Origin of the sequence: Methylotuvimicrobium buryatense (genome assembly GCF_005931095.1) — a bacterium.
Lineage (GTDB): Bacteria > Pseudomonadota > Gammaproteobacteria > Methylococcales > Methylomonadaceae > Methylotuvimicrobium > Methylotuvimicrobium buryatense.
In genome coordinates this window covers 1,306,025-1,327,138 of record NZ_CP035467.1, presented here as the reverse complement: position 1 = coordinate 1,327,138, position 21,114 = coordinate 1,306,025, and the positions used below count along the sequence as shown (strand labels likewise).

17 protein-coding genes are annotated in these 21,114 nt (G+C 50.8%); 12 read left to right on the top strand and 5 right to left on the bottom strand.

The window, feature by feature from the left end; genetic code table 11:
* The first annotated feature begins 23 nt into the window (after positions 1–23).
* From aceE to EQU24_RS06065, 6 genes are all read left to right on the top strand, one after another.
* Positions 24–2,702: a pyruvate dehydrogenase (acetyl-transferring), homodimeric type gene (gene aceE / locus EQU24_RS06095; RefSeq protein ID WP_017840340.1), complete on the top strand. Its 2,679-nt coding sequence runs from the start codon at positions 24–26 to the stop codon at positions 2,700–2,702.
* 16 nt (positions 2,703–2,718) lie between these two features.
* Positions 2,719–4,023, top strand: coding sequence for a dihydrolipoyllysine-residue acetyltransferase (gene aceF, locus EQU24_RS06090; protein ID WP_017840341.1), 1,305 nt, complete (start codon positions 2,719–2,721; stop codon positions 4,021–4,023).
* Between the two features lie 100 nt (positions 4,024–4,123).
* On the top strand, positions 4,124–5,563 hold the full coding sequence (gene lpdA, locus EQU24_RS06085; RefSeq protein ID WP_017840343.1) for a dihydrolipoyl dehydrogenase: 1,440 nt from the start codon (positions 4,124–4,126) through the stop codon (positions 5,561–5,563).
* Between the two features lie 756 nt (positions 5,564–6,319).
* Positions 6,320–6,904 carry a phosphoribosylglycinamide formyltransferase gene (purN, locus tag EQU24_RS06080; RefSeq protein WP_017840344.1) on the top strand — a complete coding sequence of 195 codons (585 nt, stop codon included), beginning with the start codon at positions 6,320–6,322 and terminating at the stop codon, positions 6,902–6,904.
* 397 nt (positions 6,905–7,301) lie between these two features.
* On the top strand, positions 7,302–7,505 hold the full coding sequence (locus EQU24_RS06070) for a hypothetical protein (protein ID WP_017840345.1): 204 nt from the start codon (positions 7,302–7,304) through the stop codon (positions 7,503–7,505).
* Entirely contained in the window at positions 7,502–7,696 is a 195-nt protein-coding gene (locus EQU24_RS06065; RefSeq protein WP_341867678.1) for a hypothetical protein, read from the top strand. The genes EQU24_RS06070 and EQU24_RS06065 overlap by 4 nt, the downstream gene beginning before the upstream one ends.
* 588 nt (positions 7,697–8,284) lie before the next feature.
* Here the strand turns inward: EQU24_RS06065 and EQU24_RS06060 are convergent.
* The 4 genes from EQU24_RS06060 to EQU24_RS06045 form a co-directional block, all read right to left on the bottom strand.
* Positions 8,285–8,749 carry a DUF192 domain-containing protein gene (locus EQU24_RS06060; RefSeq protein WP_017840347.1) on the bottom strand — a complete coding sequence of 155 codons (465 nt, stop codon included), beginning with the start codon at positions 8,747–8,749 and terminating at the stop codon, positions 8,285–8,287.
* Positions 8,746–9,444, bottom strand: a complete 699-nt coding sequence (locus EQU24_RS06055) for a 4'-phosphopantetheinyl transferase family protein (protein WP_017840348.1) — start codon at positions 9,442–9,444, stop codon at positions 8,746–8,748. Before EQU24_RS06055 ends, EQU24_RS06060 begins: the two co-directional genes overlap by 4 nt.
* Complete coding sequence (gene ggt / locus EQU24_RS06050; protein ID WP_014149333.1) at positions 9,437–11,122, bottom strand: gamma-glutamyltransferase; 1,686 nt, start codon at positions 11,120–11,122, stop codon at positions 9,437–9,439. The genes EQU24_RS06055 and ggt overlap by 8 nt, the downstream gene beginning before the upstream one ends.
* A gap of 326 nt (positions 11,123–11,448) precedes the next feature.
* On the bottom strand, positions 11,449–11,853 hold the full coding sequence (locus EQU24_RS06045) for a hypothetical protein (protein ID WP_017840349.1): 405 nt from the start codon (positions 11,851–11,853) through the stop codon (positions 11,449–11,451).
* A gap of 169 nt (positions 11,854–12,022) precedes the next feature.
* Between EQU24_RS06045 and EQU24_RS06040 the strand changes: the two genes are divergently transcribed.
* Together EQU24_RS06040 and gloB are read left to right on the top strand one after the other, a co-directional pair.
* The gene (locus tag EQU24_RS06040; RefSeq protein WP_017840350.1) at positions 12,023–13,006 is read left to right on the top strand and encodes a hydrolase; all 984 of its coding nucleotides are present in this window, start codon (positions 12,023–12,025) and stop codon (positions 13,004–13,006) included.
* Between the two features lie 110 nt (positions 13,007–13,116).
* Entirely contained in the window at positions 13,117–13,881 is a 765-nt protein-coding gene (gloB, locus tag EQU24_RS06035; RefSeq protein WP_017840351.1) for a hydroxyacylglutathione hydrolase, read from the top strand.
* Positions 13,882–13,889: 8 nt separating this feature from the next.
* Here gloB and EQU24_RS06030 read toward each other — a convergent pair whose 3' ends face one another.
* On the bottom strand, positions 13,890–14,480 hold the full coding sequence (locus EQU24_RS06030) for a Uma2 family endonuclease (RefSeq protein WP_026130118.1): 591 nt from the start codon (positions 14,478–14,480) through the stop codon (positions 13,890–13,892).
* A 372-nt stretch (positions 14,481–14,852) separates the two neighbouring features.
* On the opposite strand from EQU24_RS06030, the gene EQU24_RS06025 reads away from it, so the two are divergent.
* The 4 genes from EQU24_RS06025 to coaD all read left to right on the top strand — a co-directional run bounded on the left by EQU24_RS06025 (position 14,853) and on the right by coaD (position 21,113).
* Positions 14,853–15,863 carry an isocitrate/isopropylmalate dehydrogenase family protein gene (locus tag EQU24_RS06025; RefSeq protein ID WP_017840353.1) on the top strand — a complete coding sequence of 337 codons (1,011 nt, stop codon included), beginning with the start codon at positions 14,853–14,855 and terminating at the stop codon, positions 15,861–15,863.
* A 344-nt stretch (positions 15,864–16,207) separates the two neighbouring features.
* Positions 16,208–18,778 (top strand): bifunctional aconitate hydratase 2/2-methylisocitrate dehydratase, encoded by a 2,571-nt coding sequence (acnB, locus tag EQU24_RS06015; protein WP_017840354.1) that lies wholly within the window; start codon positions 16,208–16,210, stop codon positions 18,776–18,778.
* Positions 18,779–18,982: 204 nt separating this feature from the next.
* Positions 18,983–20,290, top strand: coding sequence for a citrate synthase (locus EQU24_RS06010; protein WP_017840355.1), 1,308 nt, complete (start codon positions 18,983–18,985; stop codon positions 20,288–20,290).
* Positions 20,291–20,627: 337 nt separating this feature from the next.
* Entirely contained in the window at positions 20,628–21,113 is a 486-nt protein-coding gene (gene coaD, locus EQU24_RS06005; RefSeq protein WP_017840356.1) for a pantetheine-phosphate adenylyltransferase, read from the top strand.
* Position 21,114 lies beyond the last annotated feature (1 nt).

The following is a 21,114-nucleotide window of genomic DNA, read 5'->3' as shown; positions in this document are numbered from 1 at the left end:
CTACCTGATTAGTGGAGTTATAAATGAAAAACAATAAAAGCCCTGCGGTTGTCGAACAGGAAGATATCGATCCTATCGAGACCCAGGAATGGATCGATGCACTGAAAGCAGTGATGGAAATCGAGGGCGAAACCCGCGTTCAGTATCTGATTGAGAAACTGGTCGCCGTCGCCAGACAATCGGGCTCTAATATACCGTTTAGCGCGACCACCGCCTACATCAATACGATACCCGTCGATCAGCAAATTCAATTTCCAGGCAACACCACTATCGAGCAAAGAATACGGTCCTATGTCCGTTGGAACGCAATGATGATGGTGCTTCGTGCCAACAAAAACACCAATGTCGGCGGCCATATCGCCAGTTTCGCATCGGCAGCTACCCTCTACGATGTCGGTCAAAATCATTTCTGGCGCGCGCCGTCCGAGCAACACGACGGCGACCTACTGTTCGTGCAAGGCCATTCGGCACCCGGCGATTATGCCCGAGCTTTTTTACTGGGCCGACTGACCGAAGAACAGATGGACAATTTCCGCCAAGAAGTCGACGGCAACGGTCTGTCTTCTTATCCACACCCATGGCTAATGCCTGACTTTTGGCAATTCCCGACCGTATCGATGGGCCTAGGCCCCATTATGGCGATCTACCAAGCCCGTTTCATGCGCTATTTGCAAAGCCGAAGCCTAGCAGACACCTCCAATCGCAAAGTGTGGTGTTTCCTTGGCGACGGCGAAACCGACGAACCTGAATCACTCGGTGAAATCGGCATGGCCGGCCGCGAAAAATTGGACAATCTTATTTTTGTAGTCAATTGTAACCTGCAGCGACTGGACGGACCGGTTCGCGGAAACGGCAAAATCATTCAAGAACTGGAAGGCACCTTCCGAGGCGCAGGCTGGAATGTCATTAAACTGGTTTGGGGCCGCCATTGGGACAAACTGCTGGCCCGCGACCATCAAGGTCTACTCGTCAAACGTATGATGGAATGCGTGGACGGCGATTATCAAACGTTTAAAGCCAAAGACGGCGCTTATGTTCGCGAGCATTTCTTCAACACGCCGGAATTGAAAGCGATGGTTGCCGATTTGTCCGATTTGGACATTTGGTTACTCAATAGAGGCGGCCACGATCCTGCAAAAATTTATGCAGCCTTCCATGCCGCAGTCAACCACAAAGGGCAACCGACCGTGGTACTGGCCAAAACGATCAAAGGCTATTCGATGGGCGAGTCGGGCGAAGGCCAAAATATCTCGCATCAACAAAAGAAAATGAGCGTCACTTCCCTGACGCGATTCAGAGACCGTTACGAACTGCCGGTAACCAATGAACAGCTACACGACCTACCTTACCTGAAGTTCCCCGAAGACTCTAAAGAACTGACCTACATGAAAGAACGCCGCACCGAATTGGGCGGTTACCTACCGAACAGAAGAGCCAAATCCTATGCCTTGAATGTCCCCGTTCTATCCGACTTTAAATCGCTGTTGGAAGCTACCGGCGAAGGACGCGAAATTTCGACGACCATGGCTTTCGTCAAAATGCTGAATATTTTAGTCAAGGACAAAAACATCGGTAAACGCATCGTACCGATCGTGCCGGACGAGTCCCGCACTTTCGGCATGGAAGGCATGTTCCGCCAATTGGGTATCTGGTCGCAAGTCGGACAGCTCTATACCCCTCAGGATGCGGACCAATTAATGTTTTACAAAGAAGACAAAAACGGCCAAGTCTTGCAGGAAGGCATCAACGAAGCGGGCGGCATGTGCGACTGGATCGCGGCCGGCACATCCTATTCGACCCATAACGTGCCGATGATTCCGTTTTTCATCTTCTACTCGATGTTCGGCTTCCAACGCGTCGCCGACCTGATTTGGGCGGCAGCCGACCAACGCACGCGTGGCTTCTTGCTCGGCGGAACGGCCGGAAGAACGACGCTCAACGGCGAGGGCTTACAGCACGAAGACGGACACAGTCATATTTTTGCAGGAACCGTCCCGAACTGCATTTCCTACGACCCGACCTTTTCTTACGAAATCGCGGTGATCATTCAAGACGGTTTGCGTCGGATGTATGTCGATCAAGAAGACATTTTCTATTACATCACCGTAATGAACGAGAATTACGAGCACCCGGCAATGCCGAAAGGTATCGAGCAGTCGATCCTTAAAGGCATGTACTCGTTCAAGAAAGGCGACGGCCGCGCTAAAACGCGCGTGCAATTGCTGGGTTCCGGCACGATTTTCCGCGAAGCCATCGCCGCAGCCGAACTTTTGCAAAACGACTGGAACGTAACAGCCGATCTCTGGAGCTGCACAAGCTTTACCGAATTGGCCCGCGACGGACACAGTTGCGAACGATGGAATCGGCTGCATCCGACCGAAACTCCTAAAAAGCCTCATGTCACCGAATGCCTTGAAAATGCCAAAGGGCCTATCATTGCCGCAACCGACTATGTTCGCCTGTATGCCGAACAAATTCGTCCTTACTTATCGGCGCCTTATACTGTCTTAGGTACCGACGGTTTCGGTCGTTCGGATACTCGCGAAGCCTTGCGCCGATTCTTCGAAGTCAACCGTTATCATATCGCTGTCGCGGCACTGAAAAGCCTTGCGGATATCGGCGAATTCGAACTCGCAAAAGTCGAAACGGCCATTGCCAAATACGGCATTAACCCGGAAACTGTTGCCCCGTGGCGGCTTTAATTAAAGGAATTGGCACATGAGTGAATTGATTGAGATTAAAGTACCCGACCTCGGCGGCTCCAGCGAAGTCGACGTGGTCGAAATTCTTGTTCAACCCGGCGATACGATAGTCACCGAACAGACCTTAGTCGTCTTGGAAAGCGACAAAGCCACGATGGATATGCCGTCAACGACCGCCGGCACGGTTCGAGAGCTAAAAATCAAAGTCGGCGACAAAGTGTCCCAAGGGGTAACCATCGCGACCGTCGAAATCAGCGAGTCGTCTGCAAACGAAGCGGCACCAGAACCGGAATCGGTAGCCGAGGAAGAGGCTGAGCAAGACACAGCTCCCGAAGCAAAGCCTGTTACAAGCGCCACTCCGGCAGCAGCCGCATCCCCTGCTCCGGCTCCGGCCGCTCCGATCGATAACGAACCCAGCGGCCAACACCTTCCGCATGCAACTCCGGCCACTCGCTTATTCGCTCGTGAACTTGGCGTCGACCTGAGTCTTATCAAACAAGGCAGCGGCCGAAAAGGACGCATTTTAAAAGAAGACGTCAAAGCCTATGTCAAGCAAACGCTCAGCGAAGGCATCAAATCTTCCGGAGCCGGCATACCGCCGATACCTGCCGTGGATTTCTCGCAGTTCGGCGAAACTGAAGTCTTGCCATTGAGTAAAATCAAACGCCTGACCGGACAAAACATGACCCGAGTTTGGCTGAACCTACCATTGGTGACCCATCATGACGAAGCCGATATCACAGAATTGGAAGCCTTTCGCAAACAAATCAATGCCGAAAACAGTCAAAACGCTAAGGTCACCGGCTTGATCTTCATCATCAAGGCATTGGCAAACGCGCTAAAACAGTTTCCGAATTTTAATGCCTCGTTATCGCCGGACGGCGCAAGCCTGATCCTGAAAAAATATTGTCACATAGGCATCGCCGTCGACACGCCTAACGGCCTTGTCGTCCCGGTACTGCGCGACGTCGACCGAAAAAGCATTTATGAATTATCGGCTGAACTGGCAACATTGAGCGAAAAAGCTCGTGCCGGTAAACTGATGCCGAACGAAATGCAAGGCGGCTCAATGACGATCTCCAGTCTCGGAGGCATTGGCGGCACCGCATTCACACCTATTGTTAACGCGCCGGAAGTCGCGATACTCGGTGTCACGCGCGCCAAAATGCAGCCGGTATGGGACGGTAAGGAATTCCAACCGCGTTTGATGCTACCGCTGGACATGACCTATGACCATCGAGTCATCGATGGTGCCGAAGCGGCTCGTTTTATGGTCAAATTAACAGATTTTTTGACCGATATCAGACGGTTGATACTATAAAAAAGCGCCTAGACTCAAACGTCGAGCACCGTTTGCCGGATACACACCGATTGACGAAAAGATGCTCGGCGTCAAAACGCATACTTGATAAGGAATACTCATGACTGCAAATGCTGCTGCAAACGAATCCAATCTCCATGCCGAAGTCCTGGTCCTCGGCGGTGGCCCAGGCGGTTATACAGCCGCATTCCGTGCGGCCGACCTGGGCAAACAAGTCGTCATCGTCGAACGCTACCCGGTATTGGGCGGCGTATGCCTAAATGTCGGCTGCATTCCTTCCAAAGCACTGCTACACATGGCCCAAATCGTTCATGAAGCACAGGAGTTTTCCGGCCATGGCGTCGATTTCGGCGCACCGAAATTCGACCTGGATAAAATCAGGAGCTGGAAAGATAGCGTTACGAAAGGCCTGAATAACGGTTTGGACGGCCTGGTTAAACAACGAAAAATCACGCGCATACAAGGAAACGGCTCGTTCGTATCGGAAAATCAATTGCAAGTCGATAATGAAAACGGCACCCAATTGATTAGCTTCGATCAAGCCATTATCGCAGCCGGGTCCGAGCCGACGAAAATCCCGGTTTTCCCGAACGACGACCCGCGTCTGTGGGATTCGACCGGAGCGCTCCAATTACGCGAAATTCCGAAAAAACTGTTGATTGTCGGCGGCGGCATCATCGGCCTGGAAATGGCAACGGTCTATCATGCCCTGGGCTCAAAAATCAGCGTGGTCGAATTAATGGATCAGATCATTCCCGGCTGCGACAAAGACCTGGTTCGGCCGTTACACAACCGCATTAAAAAGCAATATGAAGCCATCTGGACAGAAACCCGCGTGACCGCAATCGAAGCCCTCGAAGAAGGCCTTAAGGTCTCGTTCGAAGGCGATAAAGCCCCCGAATCCGAGATTTTCGATGCCGTGCTGGTTGCCGTGGGCCGTCGACCCAATGGCAAAAAAATCGGCGCCGAGAATGCCGGAATTCAAGTCACCGAACAAGGCTTTATCGAAGTCGACAAACAACAGCGCACAAATATCCCGCACATCTTTGCGATCGGCGACATCGTCGGTAATCCTATGTTGGCGCATAAAGCCGCTTATGAGGGTAAAATTGCCGCGGAAGTCATCGCCGGTCACAAAGCCGCATTCGATGCACTGACGATTCCGTCGGTTGCCTATACCGACCCTGAAATCGCATGGATGGGACTGACCGAAAACCAAGCGAAGGAACAAGGCATAGAGATCGACAAAGGCGTATTCCCATGGGCCGCGAGCGGACGCTCGTTGAGCATGGGCCGTAGCGAAGGCATGACCAAAGTCATTTGCGACAAGGAAACCGGCCGAATCCTCGGTGCCGGCATCGTCGGCCCGCATGCCGGCGATTTGATTGCCGAAGCCGTATTGGCGTTGGAAATGGGAGCTGACGCCGAAGACGTCGCATTAACGATTCACCCGCACCCGACTTTATCGGAAACCTTTGCTTTCGCATCCGAAGTCGTCGCCGGCACGATCACAGACCTGTATCTCGGCAAAAAACGTTGATTCCTCAAAAGAATGCTTGACAAAAAAGCCTCGTAGGATATGTACCGCATAAGCGCCAGCTTAAGAAAAGAACGAGTCATTCCGCCAGGGATTGGCGGAATCCAGTGCCACGGATGGCAATGTTTAGTAACTGTCCATCATTTACTTACCGAAGTTTAACGTAACTCCGCCCGATAAAATCGGGAGGCAGGTTTTAAATAGTTATACCTATCGCACTTCAAACTTAGGCATTAGCGTATGGAGGCGTCGGGGTGTTCGGCAAAGGCTTTGGCAGCATGGATGCTGTCATAGAGCCTACATGGACGTATTCACGGCGTCCTTTGACGGGCACCCCGATGCCGAAATTTGACTAGCAAAGGGTATACTTAGCCAATGAGTCCTCGACATCAATTATTGTCGTTTGAAGCTCTCGGCCTCGAAATCGCGACGAAGGCGTCGCTCCCACAAAGCGTCGGGTGCTCTGTGGGAGCGATCCCCAGATCGCGAAATCGGAGCAAGGTGCGCTAAGTAACAACAAACGGTATCGAGGTCGAATTCGCTAAGATTCATTATTTTTTCCGAAGTTTAGCCTAATGGACCCGATAAAATCGGGAGATAGTTTTTAGACAGTTACTTAGCTTCACATCCATGCAACTAGGATATCGACAACCCATACCGATATGACGAATAAAGCCATAAACCTAAAAAGAGCAGTTGAAAGCCTTAAAAAAATTAGCGGTGCGCGCCCTACGAATCATTAGTTAAATCATCACATCTATGAAAATAAGCTTTTTAGCTTCACACGGCGGCAGCTCCGCACGAAAAATCATCGAAACGATCGAACACGGCGAATTGCCCGGGTTTGAAATCGGCATATTAATCACGAACAACAAAGATTCGGCAATTTATGACTGGTGCTTGACTCACGGCATCGAAGTTTTCCATATCAGCAGTAAAACGCACTCCGACAACGAAGACCAAGCCATCAAAAAAGCCTTACAGTCCGCCGAGACCGAATTGATCGTATTATCCGGCTACATGAAAAAAATCGGGCCGCAAACATTATCGGCCTATTCCGGCAAAATACTAAACATTCACCCGTCTCTCCTGCCGAAATTCGGAGGTCGAGGCATGTATGGCGATTTTGTGCATGCCGCCGTTCTCCAAGCGGGTGAAACCGCCTCAGGCGCCACAGTACATTTCGTCACCGACGCCTATGACGAAGGGCCGTTGCTTCTACAAAAAGAAGTCCCTGTGTTATCCGGCGACACGGTCGAATCGCTCGGTCAAAGAGTCCGCGCGATAGAGGGTGAATTGTATATCAATGCTCTCAATAAACTCCTGGCGACTACCGACACTTAACGCGAACGCCGCCATGGAAATTGCTCAGCCCTCTGTATTTAAAACAAGTTAAAGCTAGCCTTCCCCTTTGTATACCTTTCGCACTTCAATTTTCGGCATTAGCCTATGGAGGTGCCGGGGTGTGCGACAAAGGCTTTGACAGCAGGGATGCTGTCAAAGAGCCTACATGGACGTTTTCACGGCGTCCTTTGACGGACACCCCGGCGCCGAAATTTGACCAGCAAAGGGTATATTGTAGACCGTTCGTGCTGAGCCAAGTCTAAGCATGAACGATCTACAACACTTTCACCTGCTTGGTAAAAAAAGGATCTGAATTCTTAATATCAGATAAATCGAGTGGCTTTCATTAACTAAAAAGTCGTAGTACTATCGCCGCTATATCGAAAAGGAGACGCTTATGTACGTATTTCCTGAAATGGGACGCATCATCATTGTCGCGCTAATGATTGTCATTCCCGTGATGTTGATTTACCGAAAAGCCGGCTTTCATCCTGCCTGGGCATTACTGGTTTTTTTACCGGGATTCGGCTTACTATTGATTTTTTTACAATTAGCCTTGTTGCCATGGCCTAATCAAAAAACAAACGATAGGAGTTCATGATGGAAGTTTTTCTGATCGCGCTAATGGTGCTCTTGGTTATGTGGCTAGGCACGAAAATCATGGACAAAGCCGGACTTCACAAGGCTTGGGTTTTGTGTTTATTGGTCCCGATCGTTAACATCTTCATGATATGGGTTTTTGCATTCTGTCATTGGCCCAACTTAAAAGAAGATGTTAAACAAGACCTATAACCCAGCAATTCCCAGTTTGAGCAGTTTCGCCGATTTTAGGGTGTGGGGTATGCCTGTCGAGGAACGCCGTAAACCCATCCATGGGGGCTTGGCGGCAGCTAAGCGCCAAGGACGGCGTGAATGCAGATTTTGCATTACGCCAAGGATGGCGTGTAGTAGGGCAATGCAGGAGCAATTGCCGAGGAGCAAAAATCTGTCCCGCTGCCGACATCCTCGCCAAGCATACCCCACACCCTTTTTGATCTCCAAATTGGGAATTGCTGCGTCACGAAAGGCTTGCTATCTTAGCCAATGCGACTTCGATAGCGCTTATTGTTTATGAGCATTCACGGCTTCGAAATCGCGATCTGGGGATCGCTCCCACAAGGGATTCGAAGCCGCTGTGCGCTGTGGGAGCGAGGCTGCGTTTTAGCCGATGTTGGTATGAATAACCCCCGGTTCACACTCAGCGTGGTTCAAAAAAATGTGCGCGATGCGCACACTACGAAACATTCACCTTTCATCTTGCCCCTTTCACCTTTCACCTTTCACCTTTCACCTTTCATCTTTCATCTTTCATCTTTCATCTTTCACCTTTCCCCTGCTCCGCTATTCTTCCAACTCAATCAAAACCCGGTCGCCTTGCATTATTTTCAACCGTTCGACGGTTCCCGCATTTACCTCCAGCATGAACAGGGCTTTGACACGCGAATCGTAGACCCCGCAAGCCGTCGTGATACAAGGTTGAACATTCTGCAAAATCGATACGATTTTACCTTGCGGCGATATGAATAAAATATCCAACGGAATCTTGGTGTTTTTCATCCAAACCCCGAGTACGTCTTCTTTGGGATGTATAAACAACATGCCGGTATTTTCGGCAAGCGCTTCGCGAAACATCAAGCCTCTGGCCCGGGCGGTTTCGGTCATCGCCACTTCGAGCTCGATCGCATGTCGCGACTTTTCGAAAACCAAGCGGCCACGGCCCAATCGTTCGGCCGGATAAAGTTCTTGAGCTTCGGCACTGATCAGCCAAAATAAGCAAACCGTCAGTCCAAGAAATATTTTTTTCATACGATCTCTCGCCATTGAATTTTCTCGATAGCGCGATCGATCACGACCGCGCAAAAAATGTCACGTTTCCAATCGTTGCAGGCAATCCGCCAGTCCGATGCCGGCGCGAATTCTTCGGGCACTCGCAACATCCGTCCGGGCTCGCTCGGATCGACCACGCAACGATTCAAACCCAAGGCTATGCCTCGGCCGGTCGCTTTCACGAAGGCTTCCTTACGCGTCCAAAAACGGTAAAACGCGGAAATTCTATCCTCTTCCGGCAATGCTTCCCAGTATGCTATCTCTTCGATCGCAAAACATTTCTTAACGATACCGGTCAGATTCGACCGGCTTCTCGCCGCCTCGAGATCGATACCCAAGCGGCAACTCCGAGCCACGGCCAACGCGAAATAATCGCCCGAATGCGACAGATTGAATGTCCATTCCGGATAATCGGGTAAATAAGGCTTGCCGTTCGCCCCGGCCGCAAAAACGAGGGCTTCGGGTTTACATTTCAAGAGTTCGGACAACGCCAGACGTTTTTTTGCATGAATCTCGACATAGCGGTTTTGCATTTCGGCCGTGCGCCGCTGCATCGCATTCGACCGTTCGCTGTCGCTCAGCATGTCATAATAGTTTCGATTCAATACATTTATACTATAAAGCTTGCCGTATTCTATTTCGATGCAGCCGGGTTTCAGAGTCGCTTCAGTCATTGCGAATCACCGCCAGACCTTCGCCACGAGGGTCGCTCGCGGCACTGAAACGGCCTTCCCGCTTATGCCATTGCAGCGCTTGCATATCGCCGTACCGGTAGGATGTTTCGCGTAACCGATGACCCAATTTTTCAAGACCTTGCAATTCTTCAGAGGACAAGCCGCCGGGTTCGTATTGCACGGCATCGGGAATATATTGGTGATGATAACGCGGTACGCTCACCCAGGAATCCGGGCCGTTACCGTCGGCAAAGTCCAATATTCCCAGCAAGACCATCGAAATAATACGACTACCGCCCGGCGTTCCCAATACCGCGATGCGCTCGTCGTCTTCGAGAAAAGTCGGCGACATGCTCGACAGCATACGCTTACCGGGCGCTATTGCATTCGGCAATCCGCCGATCAAGCCGTATACGTTCACAGCGCCTGGCCGGCTATCGAAGTCGTCCATTTCGTCGTTCAATATCACGCCGGTACCTTCGGCCACGAACCCGGAGCCGAACGGATAGTTAACGCTCAAGGTAGCGGCAACCCGGTTGCCTTCGCCGTCCATCACCGAAAAATGCGTCGTGTTGTCGCCGCCGGCTTGTTCCGGAATATCTCCCGAGAGCATCACGCTCGGCAAAGACCTATCCTTACGAATCGTACTTCTGAGGCCGGCCGCATAATCGGGATTGATTAAGCGCGAGACCGGAACATCGATAAAATCGGGATCGCCCAAGTACAAAGCCCGGTCATGATAGACCCGGCGCAATGCTTCGGTCACCAAATGTTTGCGGGTGACTGCATCGATTGCGGTCAAATCGTATTCGGTCAGGATATTCAAGGCTTGCACCAAGCCGATGCCGCCGGCCGACGGCAGCGCCGCGCCGGTTATTCGAATGCCGCGATAAGTCCCTTTGACAGGCTCTCTTTCGACTACCCGGTAATTATCGAGATCTTGTTGACTCCAAATACCGCCGGCTGCTTTGACCGATTTCAACAGTTTTTCCGCCGTTTCGCCGGCGTAAAATCCGGCTGCTCCGAAGTCGGCGAGCCGCTGTAAAGTCTTCGCTAAATCGGGTTGACGCAAGGTCCAACCGGGGTCGGGTACTCGGCCGTTATCGAGAAATATCGCGGCCGCCGCCGGCGATGACTGGATTTGCGGTAAGCGAAATGACAGCAGACGGCGATAGCGTTCGCCGATGATAAAACCGTCGCGCGCATAACGAATCGCCGGTTGCAGCGAAGCCGACAAGGGTAATTTGCCGTAATGCTCGGCCAAGTGAACCAAGGCCGCAGGGACGCCTGGAATACCGGCCGACAGGGGCCCGTCGATCGATAGCCCCGGTATGACCCTGCCTTCGGCGTCGAGATACATGTCTTGGTGCGCGGCCAGCGGTGCTGTTTCCCGTCCGTCCAGCATCGTTTCGAAACCGTCGGAAGCGCGGTGCAACAACCAAAAACCGCCGCCGCCCAATCCGGAACCGGCCGGTTCGACCACGGCCAATACCGCGCCGATCGCAACCGCGGCATCGAAAGCATTGCCGCCCCGACCAATCATTTCCAGCGCGGCATGGCTCGCCAACGGATGCGCGCTGGCGACTGCGACTTTGTTTTCCGTCGTATGGCCGGTAATAGCCGACAGCGTCAGGAATACGGCCAGAACGGCAACGACCGGTGTTTTTGCTAATTTCAAAATCGTCTCCTTGGGGTTTCATTGGTCGTGCACAAAAGCGCAGGTTTTTTTCGTAACGCAAGAACGTCACTAAAGGGTGTATACCCTTGCTAGTCAAATTTCGGCAGCAATTCCCAATTTGGAAATCAACAAGGGCGAGAAGCGTGCTTGGCGAGGATATCGGCAGCAGGGCAGATTTTTGCTCCATGCAAAATCTGCATTCACGCCATCCTTGGCTTTCGATCTGCCCCCCCATGGATGGGCTCACAGGGTTCATCGACAGGCATACCCCACACCCTAAAATCGGCGAAACCGCTCAAACTGGGAATTGCTGAAATTTCGGTGCCTTAGCGATTGTCGCAAATATGACGGCTTGAAGTTTCCGGATTATCATAGTCTTCAGATTCTGTGACTATTTTAGGCAACATATCGGCCATGCCTTCTCCGCATTTTTTCATTGCATGAATAGCCGGGTCGTTTGCCATCTCACGGGCAAATGCCATTGCTTTGCTTTGCGCTTGGTCGCGATTGCCGGCGCGGCACAGTGCCGTTATTTCGGCATCGATCGATTGGCCGCGTTCGGAAAGCCGTTCCATCGCTGAAGGATCAATCTGACCGAAACATTCTTGCATTTTAAGGCCCTGTTGCATCATTTGCTGCATTTGCGCTTCGTTCATATTACCGAATTGAGCGTGGCCTGATATCGGCAAGAACGCGAATGCCGCAAGATAAATTCGTGCTTTTTTTGTCATGGTATAACCTTGTGTCGTTGAGTTTTCCGTTTACGATGAAAAACAGGGTCATGTATCGGAGTTTAGTCAAAATAAAGGTGTGTTCGTGCTTTGGGATGATTTTACGAAAATGGATGATAACATTACAGCAACCAAGTTCGGTATTTGATTGCTTTATACTCTTGTTTTCATGACCTACCAACCTCCGTGGTGGCTAAAGACCGCCCATTTGCAAACCGTATATCCGGCTTTGCTCAGAAAGCCGGCAATAACTCTAAACATCAGACGCGAGAGGCTTGCGACGCCGGATAACGATTTCATCGACATCGATTTTTGCGGAGAAGGCCGCAGCCCTTTGATCATACTATTACACGGACTGACCGGAAGTTCTCAATCGGGTTATATAAAGGGGTTGCAGTCCGTTTTTTGGCAACAAGGTTGGCGAAGTGCAGCGCTCAATTTTCGCGGTTGTAGCGGCGAGCCGAATCAATTGGCTCGTTGTTATCATTCAGGCGATACCGAGGACATCGATTTCCTCTATCGAATCCTTCGCCAACGTGAGCCGGAGACGCCTTTGGCGGCAGTCGGATTCTCGTTGGGCGGTAATGTCTTGCTAAAATGGTTGGGCGAACAGGGTAGTAACGTGACGCTCTCGGCAGCGGTTGCCGTATCGGTGCCTTTGGTCTTGAATATTTGCGCGACAAAATTAGATAGCGGATTTTCTAAAATTTACCGCGACCGCTTATTATTGGAGTTGAAAGAATATCTCGATACGAAGCTCAACTATTTAATCGGCATCGGGCATCATGAAGAGGCCGACAAAATTCAACGCTTGGGCGATTTATCCTCGGTAAAATCGTTTTGGCAATATGACGATCGGGTTGTGGCCAGACTGCATGGATTCGAGGATGTTCATGATTATTACCGGCGCTCGAGCTCGAGGCAATATCTTAAAGCTATCCGGGTGCCGACCTTATTGATTCAAGCATTCGACGATCCTTTCATGACGCCGGCTGTGTTGCCTACTCCTGACGAATTATCGCCGAACGTGATCTTGGAAGTCACTCCCGGAGGAGGGCATGTGGGTTTTGTGGAAGGTCGTAACCCTCTAAAACCTAAGTATTGGCTTGAGCGGCGCATCCCGCGTTTTATAGCCGAACAAGGTTTCTCTTAAGGGTTTGGTTGTCAATAATGGCCTTATTTTGATGTGGGGTAACCGAATCCTCGATATCGCTCAAAGCTCATGTTTATCGCGAAATCCTAATCATTTTAGAGGTTGATGCCATGTTAACGGTTATTCAAATCCCGGTCTTAAACGACAATTATATCTACCTGGCAAAAGACGTTGCGTCCGGATTAACGGCAGCGGTCGATCCTGCTGTTGCAGGACCAGTGCTGGATGCCATAGCCGAACAGGGTTGGCGGCTCGATTTTATCTTAAACACTCATCATCATGGCGATCATGTCGGCGGGAACCGCGAGCTCAAGAAACAGACCGGATGCCAAATTGTCGGTGCGAAAGCGGATAAACACCGCATTCCGGGCATCGATATCGAATTGTCAGACGGCGGTCATTTTCGTTTAGGAAACTCCGTTTTCCAAATTATCGAAACGCCGGGTCATACTTTGGGCCATATCGTTTATTATTCGGCCGAGGACGGTATTTTGTTTTGCGGCGATACCTTATTTGCGATGGGCTGCGGGCGTTTATTCGAAGGCACCGCCGAACAAATGTGGCATTCCTTGCAAAAGTTAAGAGCATTGCCTTCCGTAACACGCGTTTATTGCGCACATGAATATACGTTGAATAACGGCCGTTTTGCATTGACCGTCGAACCCGATAATACCGTGTTGCATCAAAGAATGGCCGAGGTTCGTCGTATGAGAGAGTCGGATCAACCTACCGTTCCTTTTTCGATCGAAGAGGAAGTAGCGACCAATCCTTTTTTTAGAGCAGATGTCGAAGCTTTGAAGGCGGCTATCGCAATGGAAACACGACAGCCCCTGGCTGTATTTACGGAATTGAGATCGAGAAAAGACGTGTTTTGACGCCTGGGTCAATATTCGGTCGGTAAGCGTGCCGCCAGTTCGTCCCACTCTATGACGACTTCTGGCAAGCTCCTCGATGATGTAGCGCCTTGCAATTCGAATATTTCCGGTTTTCCGTATTTACCGTCGCATAAACGGTAAACAGTCAATATTCGATCGATCGGGTGAACTAGCCAATATTCTTTGACGCCAGAGCGTTCGTATAGACTTAATTTCCGGATTTGGTCGTGGCCGGCAGTGGACGGCGACAAGACTTCGATGATCCAGTCCGGCGGCCCGAGTACGCCGCGGCGATCCAATTTGGCGGTATCGCACACGACGAACACGTCCGGTTGCACGACAGTGTCGATACGCTCGTCGGCTTCGTCATGTTTCGGCAAACGCACATCGACCGGTGCGATGAAGGGCCGGCATGTTTTACCTTCTAAGCTATTTGCAATTTGACGGTAAATTTCTCCGGCAATATCCTGATGGGCCAAATCAGGCGCGGGAGCCATCATAAACGCCTCGCCGTCGATTAACTCGTAGCGTTGCTCCGTTTGCCAATTGACATAATCGGCATAACTAAAATGATCGGATTTCTTTATTGCTAAATTCATCGGCTTTCTGTTGAAGGCTGGTTTAGTCCGGTTGTCGATTTTATGGTCTTTCGTAGCGTTATACCCGTCGTAGATCAAAATTCGGCGCCTGGGTGTCCGCTAAAGGACGCCGTGAATACGTCCATGTAGGCTCTATGCCAGCTCCATGCTGGCAAAGCCTTTATGAACGCCATGGATGGCGTGAATGTCGATTTTGCAGGAGCGAAAATCGACCGGACACCCAGGCGCCTCCTCAGGCACTGCCGAAATTTGAAGTGCGAAAGATATAATGCCGGATTTCGGAATATCCGTTTTTAGTAAGTACCCGGCTTGATGTATAGTTATACCTCAAAATCTTCTCATTACTGTGATTTTTTTAAATGGAGATAACAAATGCATAATGTCACTTTGATTAAAGGTGATGGTATCGGTCCTTCCATTATGGACCAAGCGGTTAAAATCATCGATGCTTCCGGCGCCAAAATTCATTGGGAAGAAGCCGATGCCGGCATGGCCGCGTTTAATAAATTCGGCACACCGATTCCCGATGCGACACTTGAGTCGATCGATAGGAACCGAGTGGCTTTTAAGGGACCTCTGACAACAGCGGTCAGCGAAGGCTTTAGAAGCATCAATGTCGAATTGCGTAAGAAATACGATCTTTATGCGAATGTGCGTCCGGCGAAAAGTTGGGCCGGCGTTCAGACTCGTTACAGCGATATCGATATCGTGATCGTTAGGGAAAATACCGAAGGATTGTATGCCGGACTCGAGCATTATCTCACCAGCAAAAGAGATATTGCCGAAAGTCTGGCCGTCGTAACCCGCCACGGTTCCGAGCGTATCGTCGAATATGCCTTCAAATACGCGAGGGACAATAACCGCAAGAAAGTTACGGTCTGCCATAAGGCCAATATTTTGAAATACACGCAAGGCCTGTTCTTGGAAACGGCAAAGGAAGTCGCCGCGCGTTATCCCGATATCGAATTCGATAGCAAGATCATCGATGCAACCTGCATGCACATGGTAATGAATCCGCAACAATTCGATGTGGTAGTGACGACGAATATGTTCGGCGATATTTTATCTGATTTGACCGCCGGCTTAGTCGGCGGTCTCGGTTTGATTCCGGGGGCGAACATCGGTGCCGATGCAGCCTTGTTCGAAGCAGTTCACGGTAGCGCGCCGGATATTGCCGATAAGAATATCGCAAATCCGACGGCCGTGATCATGGCAGGAGTCATGATGTTGGATCACTTGCATGAACATGAGGCGGCTAACAAAGTTAAAACGGCTTTGGAGAAAGTCATTGCCGAAGGCAAATATGTCACACCTGATCTGAATTCCAATGCCGGTGTCGGCACCGATGTCATGGGGCAGGCGATCATCGACGCGATGGCATAAACCTTAATCGCAAGTCGGACTAATCCTGAAACAAGGATCGTTGATGGATGATGCCGAGGGCTTTTGAGTCAAGATTATGGTCGGCGTTGGGTTGCAAAAATTCATCCAACCCAATCCTCATTTATACCTATCGCACTTCAAGTTTCGGCATTAGCGTATGGAGGTGTCGGGGTGTTCGGCAAGGGCTTTGACAGCATGGATACTGTTATAGAACCTACATGGACGTATTCACGGCGTCCTTTGACGGGCACCCCGGCGCCGAAATTTGACTAGTAAAGGTTATTCGATCACTTATACGAATAGCCCTGCCGTTTACCAAATTAACTGATTTTTAAGGTTTCACTATGTTGCAAGAATACCGTAAACATGTCGAGGAACGAGCTGCCGAAGGCGTCGTTCCCAAACCGTTGAATGCCGAGCAAGTTGCGAGCCTCGTCGAATTGATCAAAAATCCGCCGGCCGGAGAGGAAGCATTTCTGCTGGATTTGTTGGCAAACCGCATTCCGGCCGGCGTCGACGAAGCCGCCTATGTCAAGGCCGGATTTCTCACGGCAATCGCAAAGGCTGAAGTCGTGTCGCCCATATTGACGCGGGAAGAAGCGGCCGAGTTATTAGGCACGATGCTCGGCGGCTACAATGTCGCGCCGTTGATCGAATTGCTCGATAGCGCCGAGCTGGCGCCGATTGCCGCAAAAGGACTTTCGCACACCCTGTTGGTCTTCGATGCCTTCCACGATGTCCAGGAAAAAGCCGATGCCGGTAATGCCTTCGCGAAACAGGTCTTGAATTCTTGGGCAGAAGCCGAATGGTTCACGAGCAAACCCAAAGTCCCCGAAAAACTGACCGTGACCGTGTTTAAGGTCGTCGGAGAAACCAATACCGACGATCTGTCGCCGGCGCCCGATGCTTGGTCTCGTCCGGACATCCCTTTGCATGCTAAGGCAATGCTGAAAATGCCGCGCGAAGGCATCACCAATGCCGAACGACAAATCGAGGAACTGAAGCAAAAAGGCTTTCCGGTCGCCTATGTCGGTGATGTTGTCGGCACAGGGTCGTCGCGAAAATCGGCGACTAACTCGGTGCTATGGTTTACCGGACGCGACATCCCTTATGTGCCGAACAAGCGCGAAGGCGGTGTTTGTATCGGCGGCAAGATCGCGCCGATCTTTTTCAACACGATGGAAGACTCGGGAGCGTTGCCTTTCGAATGCGATGTTAGCAACATGGATATGGGTGATGTCATCGATATTTATCCTTATCTTGGCGTGGTTAAACGGCATGATAGTGAAGAGGTGATTGCCGAGTTTTCATTGAAAACCGATGTGATACTCGATGAAGTCAGAGCGGGCGGGCGCATTCCTTTGATCATCGGTCGCGGCTTGACCGATCGCGCGCGTAAGGCTTTGGACTTGAAGCCATCGACTGTGTTCAAACGTCCGGTCGATCCGGCCGATTCCGGCAAAGGCTTTACACTCGCGCAAAAAATCGTCGGCAAAGCTTGCGGCGTTAAGGGTATTAGGCCTGATAATTACTGCGAACCGCATATGACGACGGTGGGTTCTCAGGATACCACCGGGCCGATGACGCGCGACGAATTGAAGGATTTGGCTTGTCTCGGTTTTTCGGCCGATCTGGTTCTGCAATCGTTTTGCCATACCGCGGCCTATCCGAAACCGGTCGACGTCGAAATGCAGCATACCTTGCCCGATTTCATCATGAATCGCGGCGGCGTGTCATTGCGGCCCGGCGACGGTATCATTCATTCCTGGCTGAACCGCATGCTGCTGCCCGATACAGTGGGAACCGGCGGCGATTCGCATACGCGTTTCCCGATCGGCATTTCGTTTCCGGCCGGCTCCGGGTTGGTTGCGTTCGCGGCGGCAACCGGCGTGATGCCGCTCGATATGCCGGAGTCGGTGCTGGTGCGTTTTACCGGCGAAATGCAGCCAGGCATCACGTTACGCGATCTGGTCAATGCGATTCCGTATGCGGCGATTCAAAAAGGCTTGTTAACGGTCGAAAAGAAAGGCAAGAAAAACGTTTTTTCGGGCCGGATTCTCGAAATCGAAGGTTTGCCTGATTTGAAGGTCGAGCAGGCCTTCGAGCTGTCGGATGCGTCGGCCGAGCGTTCTGCCGGCGGATGCACGATTCGGTTGAGCGAAGCGCCGATCCGCGAATATCTCAATTCGAATATCACGCTGCTCAAATGGATGTTGTCGGAAGGCTACGGCGATGCGCGCACGATCAGTCGCCGCATCAAGGCGATGGAAGAGTGGCTGGCAAATCCCGTGTTGCTCGAACCCGATGCCGATGCCGAATATTTCGAAACGATCGAAATCGATATGTCCGAAATCAAAGAACCGCTGCTCGCGTGCCCGAACGACCCGGACGATGTCAAGCCGTTGTCGGAAGTCGCCGGCACTAAAATCGATGAGGTGTTTGTCGGTTCCTGCATGACCAATATCGGCCATTTCCGTGCGGCCGGCAAATTGCTCGATAAGCATAAGGAGCAATTGCCGACCAAGCTCTGGATGTCGCCGCCGACTAAAATGGATCAGTCGCAGCTGACCGAGGAAGGTTATTACGGTATCTTCGGCCGTTCCGGCGCACGAATGGAAATGCCGGGCTGTTCGCTGTGTATGGGCAATCAGGCGCGAGTCGCCGACAATGCGACTGTCGTGTCGACATCGACACGAAACTTCCCGAACCGCTTGGGTAACGGCGCCAATGTGTTTCTGGCATCGGCCGAATTAGCGGCAGTATGTTCGATTCTCGGCAAGATTCCGACTATGGATGAGTACATGCAATACGCGCAAACGATCGACGAAACTGCGGATGATACCTATCGGTACTTGAATTTCGATCGGCTTGACAGCTACCGGGAAAAAGCTGAAACGGTTGAATTGAGCGATTAAGTTTTAATTAAGATTTGGTCTAAAATTACTTCCTCCAAATGGTTTCCACGCCCCGCGTGGGAGCCTAGATAGGGACGCTTCGGCGTCCCAAATCGGTCTGCGATGTCAGCGCACTGGTTACTCCTTGGCTCGACATTTATATCGAGCTTTTATCCTCACAGATTCTTTGTTAAAACCGACAAGGAAAATTAACAGGCGATCATCATGTCAAAAGATACCTTAACAATTACAGACAATTCGACCGGAAAGGAAGTCGAATATCCATTGCTGAAAGGTACCCTCGGAAACCCTACTGTCGATGTTAGGGCACTGAAAAACGATCTGGGTTATTTTACGTTCGATCCCGGTTTTGTATCGACTGCAAGTTGTAAAAGTGCAATTACTTACATCGATGGAGAACAAGGCATCTTGCTGTATCGCGGGTATCCCATTGAGGAATTGGCTGAAAACTGCAGCTTTTTGGAAGTAGCTTATCTATTGATTCATGGCGAATTGCCGAACGAGCAAGAACTTAATCATTTTAAATTCGAGATTGACGACAGAGCCGTATTACACGAATCTCTGCGCGTTTTTTTCGACGGATTTCATTACGATGCCCATCCTATGGCGATGATGGTCGGTGTCGTCGGTTCGTTATCGGCGTTCTATCATAGCGACTTGGATGTTACCGATCCGGATAATCGCTACATTTGCGCGACCCGAATGATTGCAAAGATTCCGGCCATTGCTGCTGCTTGTTACAGGCATTCAATCGGCGCGCCGTTCGTTTATCCCCGTGTCGATTTGGATTATTGTGAGAATTTTTTAAATATGATGTTCTCGCGTCCGGAAAAACGTTTTTTAGAACAAGCGCGTGCGATTGATGAAACTGCTGTAAAAGCATTGAATCTATTGTTCATTTTGCATGCCGATCACGAGCAAAACGCAAGCACGTCGACGGTTCGACTGGCCGGAAGTACAGGCGCCAATCCTTATGCCTGCATAGCGGCCGGTATTGCTGCATTGTGGGGGCCCGCGCATGGTGGCGCGAATGAGGCGGTGTTGAGCATGCTTAAGGAAATCGGTACGGTGGAGCGGATACCGGAATACATCGCCAAAGCAAAGGATAAGGATGATCCGTTCCGCTTGATGGGCTTCGGTCACCGTGTTTATAAAAATTTCGATCCGCGCGCAACGATTATTCGTCAAACCTGTCATGACGTGTTGAGAAAATCTTGCCAGCCCGACCCGCTTTTCGATTTGGCGATGGCATTGGAAGAATATGCCTTGCAAGATGATTATTTCATCGAGAAAAAACTCTATCCCAATGTCGATTTTTATTCCGGCATCATCTACAAAGCGCTAGGTATTCCAGTCGATATGTTTACCGTGATGTTCGCAATAGCACGCACTGCCGGATGGGTCGCGCATTGGCTGGAAATGACCGCGGACACCGGCAATGTTATCGGTCGACCTAGGCAATTATATGTCGGTCCTCCGCAGAGGGAATTTATGCCTTTGCATAGACGTTAGGATTTCGCGATAAATATACTCATCGTAGATCAAAATTCGGCACCGGGGGCCCGTCAAAGGACGCCGTGAATACGTCCATGCAGGCTCGACGGCAGCTCGACCGCCAAGGATGGCGTGAATGCAGATTTTGCATTACGCCAAGGATGGCGTGTAGTAGGGCAATGCAGGAGCAATTGCCGAGGAGCAAAAACCTGCCCTGCTGCCGACATCCTCGCCAAGCATACCCCACACCCTTTTTGATCTCCAATTTGGGAATTGCTGGGGAAAACACAAACAGATGAAAAAATCCCCTTAAAACGTTATAATCCGCTACTTTTTTCATCGTTTTGGCTTAATCATGAACATCACCGCAATCTATCCGGGTACTTTCGACCCCGTGACCGCAGGGCATCTGGACTTGATTGCTCGGGCTGCTAAGCTGTACGACAAGATTATCGTTGCAATCGCGGTCGGTACGACAAAATCGCCATTATTTACGATCGACGAGCGTGTCGCGCTAGCTAAGGCTGTGACTGAAGACTTCGAAAACGTATCGGTTATCGGATTCGGCAACCTATTGGTCGATTGCGCCAAAGAACAAGGCGCCCATGTCATCATCAGAGGCCTAAGAGCGGTTTCCGATTTCGAATACGAATTTCAATTGGCCGGCATGAACCGGCGGCTTTCTCCCGATCTCGAAACGGTTTTCTTAACGCCGGCCGAACAATACGAATTCATATCGTCGAGCATGATCAAGGAAATCGCGCGCCTCAATGGCGACGTATCCAGCTTCGTGCCCGATATCGTTAAACAAAGTTTGATCAAGAAATTTAGTCAGGAGTAAC

Coding starts and splice junctions, on each gene's coding strand:
- aceE (WP_017840340.1), top strand. CDS start 24: ATGAAAAACAATAAAAGCCCTGCGGTTGTCGAACAGGAAGATATCGAT.
- aceF (WP_017840341.1), top strand. CDS start 2,719: ATGAGTGAATTGATTGAGATTAAAGTACCCGACCTCGGCGGCTCCAGC.
- lpdA (WP_017840343.1), top strand. CDS start 4,124: ATGACTGCAAATGCTGCTGCAAACGAATCCAATCTCCATGCCGAAGTC.
- purN (WP_017840344.1), top strand. CDS start 6,320: ATGAAAATAAGCTTTTTAGCTTCACACGGCGGCAGCTCCGCACGAAAA.
- EQU24_RS06070 (WP_017840345.1), top strand. CDS start 7,302: ATGTACGTATTTCCTGAAATGGGACGCATCATCATTGTCGCGCTAATG.
- EQU24_RS06065 (WP_341867678.1), top strand. CDS start 7,502: ATGATGGAAGTTTTTCTGATCGCGCTAATGGTGCTCTTGGTTATGTGG.
- EQU24_RS06060 (WP_017840347.1), bottom strand. CDS start 8,749: ATGAAAAAAATATTTCTTGGACTGACGGTTTGCTTATTTTGGCTGATC.
- EQU24_RS06055 (WP_017840348.1), bottom strand. CDS start 9,444: ATGACTGAAGCGACTCTGAAACCCGGCTGCATCGAAATAGAATACGGC.
- EQU24_RS06045 (WP_017840349.1), bottom strand. CDS start 11,853: ATGACAAAAAAAGCACGAATTTATCTTGCGGCATTCGCGTTCTTGCCG.
- EQU24_RS06040 (WP_017840350.1), top strand. CDS start 12,023: ATGACCTACCAACCTCCGTGGTGGCTAAAGACCGCCCATTTGCAAACC.
- gloB (WP_017840351.1), top strand. CDS start 13,117: ATGTTAACGGTTATTCAAATCCCGGTCTTAAACGACAATTATATCTAC.
- EQU24_RS06030 (WP_026130118.1), bottom strand. CDS start 14,480: ATGAATTTAGCAATAAAGAAATCCGATCATTTTAGTTATGCCGATTAT.
- EQU24_RS06025 (WP_017840353.1), top strand. CDS start 14,853: ATGCATAATGTCACTTTGATTAAAGGTGATGGTATCGGTCCTTCCATT.
- acnB (WP_017840354.1), top strand. CDS start 16,208: ATGTTGCAAGAATACCGTAAACATGTCGAGGAACGAGCTGCCGAAGGC.
- EQU24_RS06010 (WP_017840355.1), top strand. CDS start 18,983: ATGTCAAAAGATACCTTAACAATTACAGACAATTCGACCGGAAAGGAA.
- coaD (WP_017840356.1), top strand. CDS start 20,628: ATGAACATCACCGCAATCTATCCGGGTACTTTCGACCCCGTGACCGCA.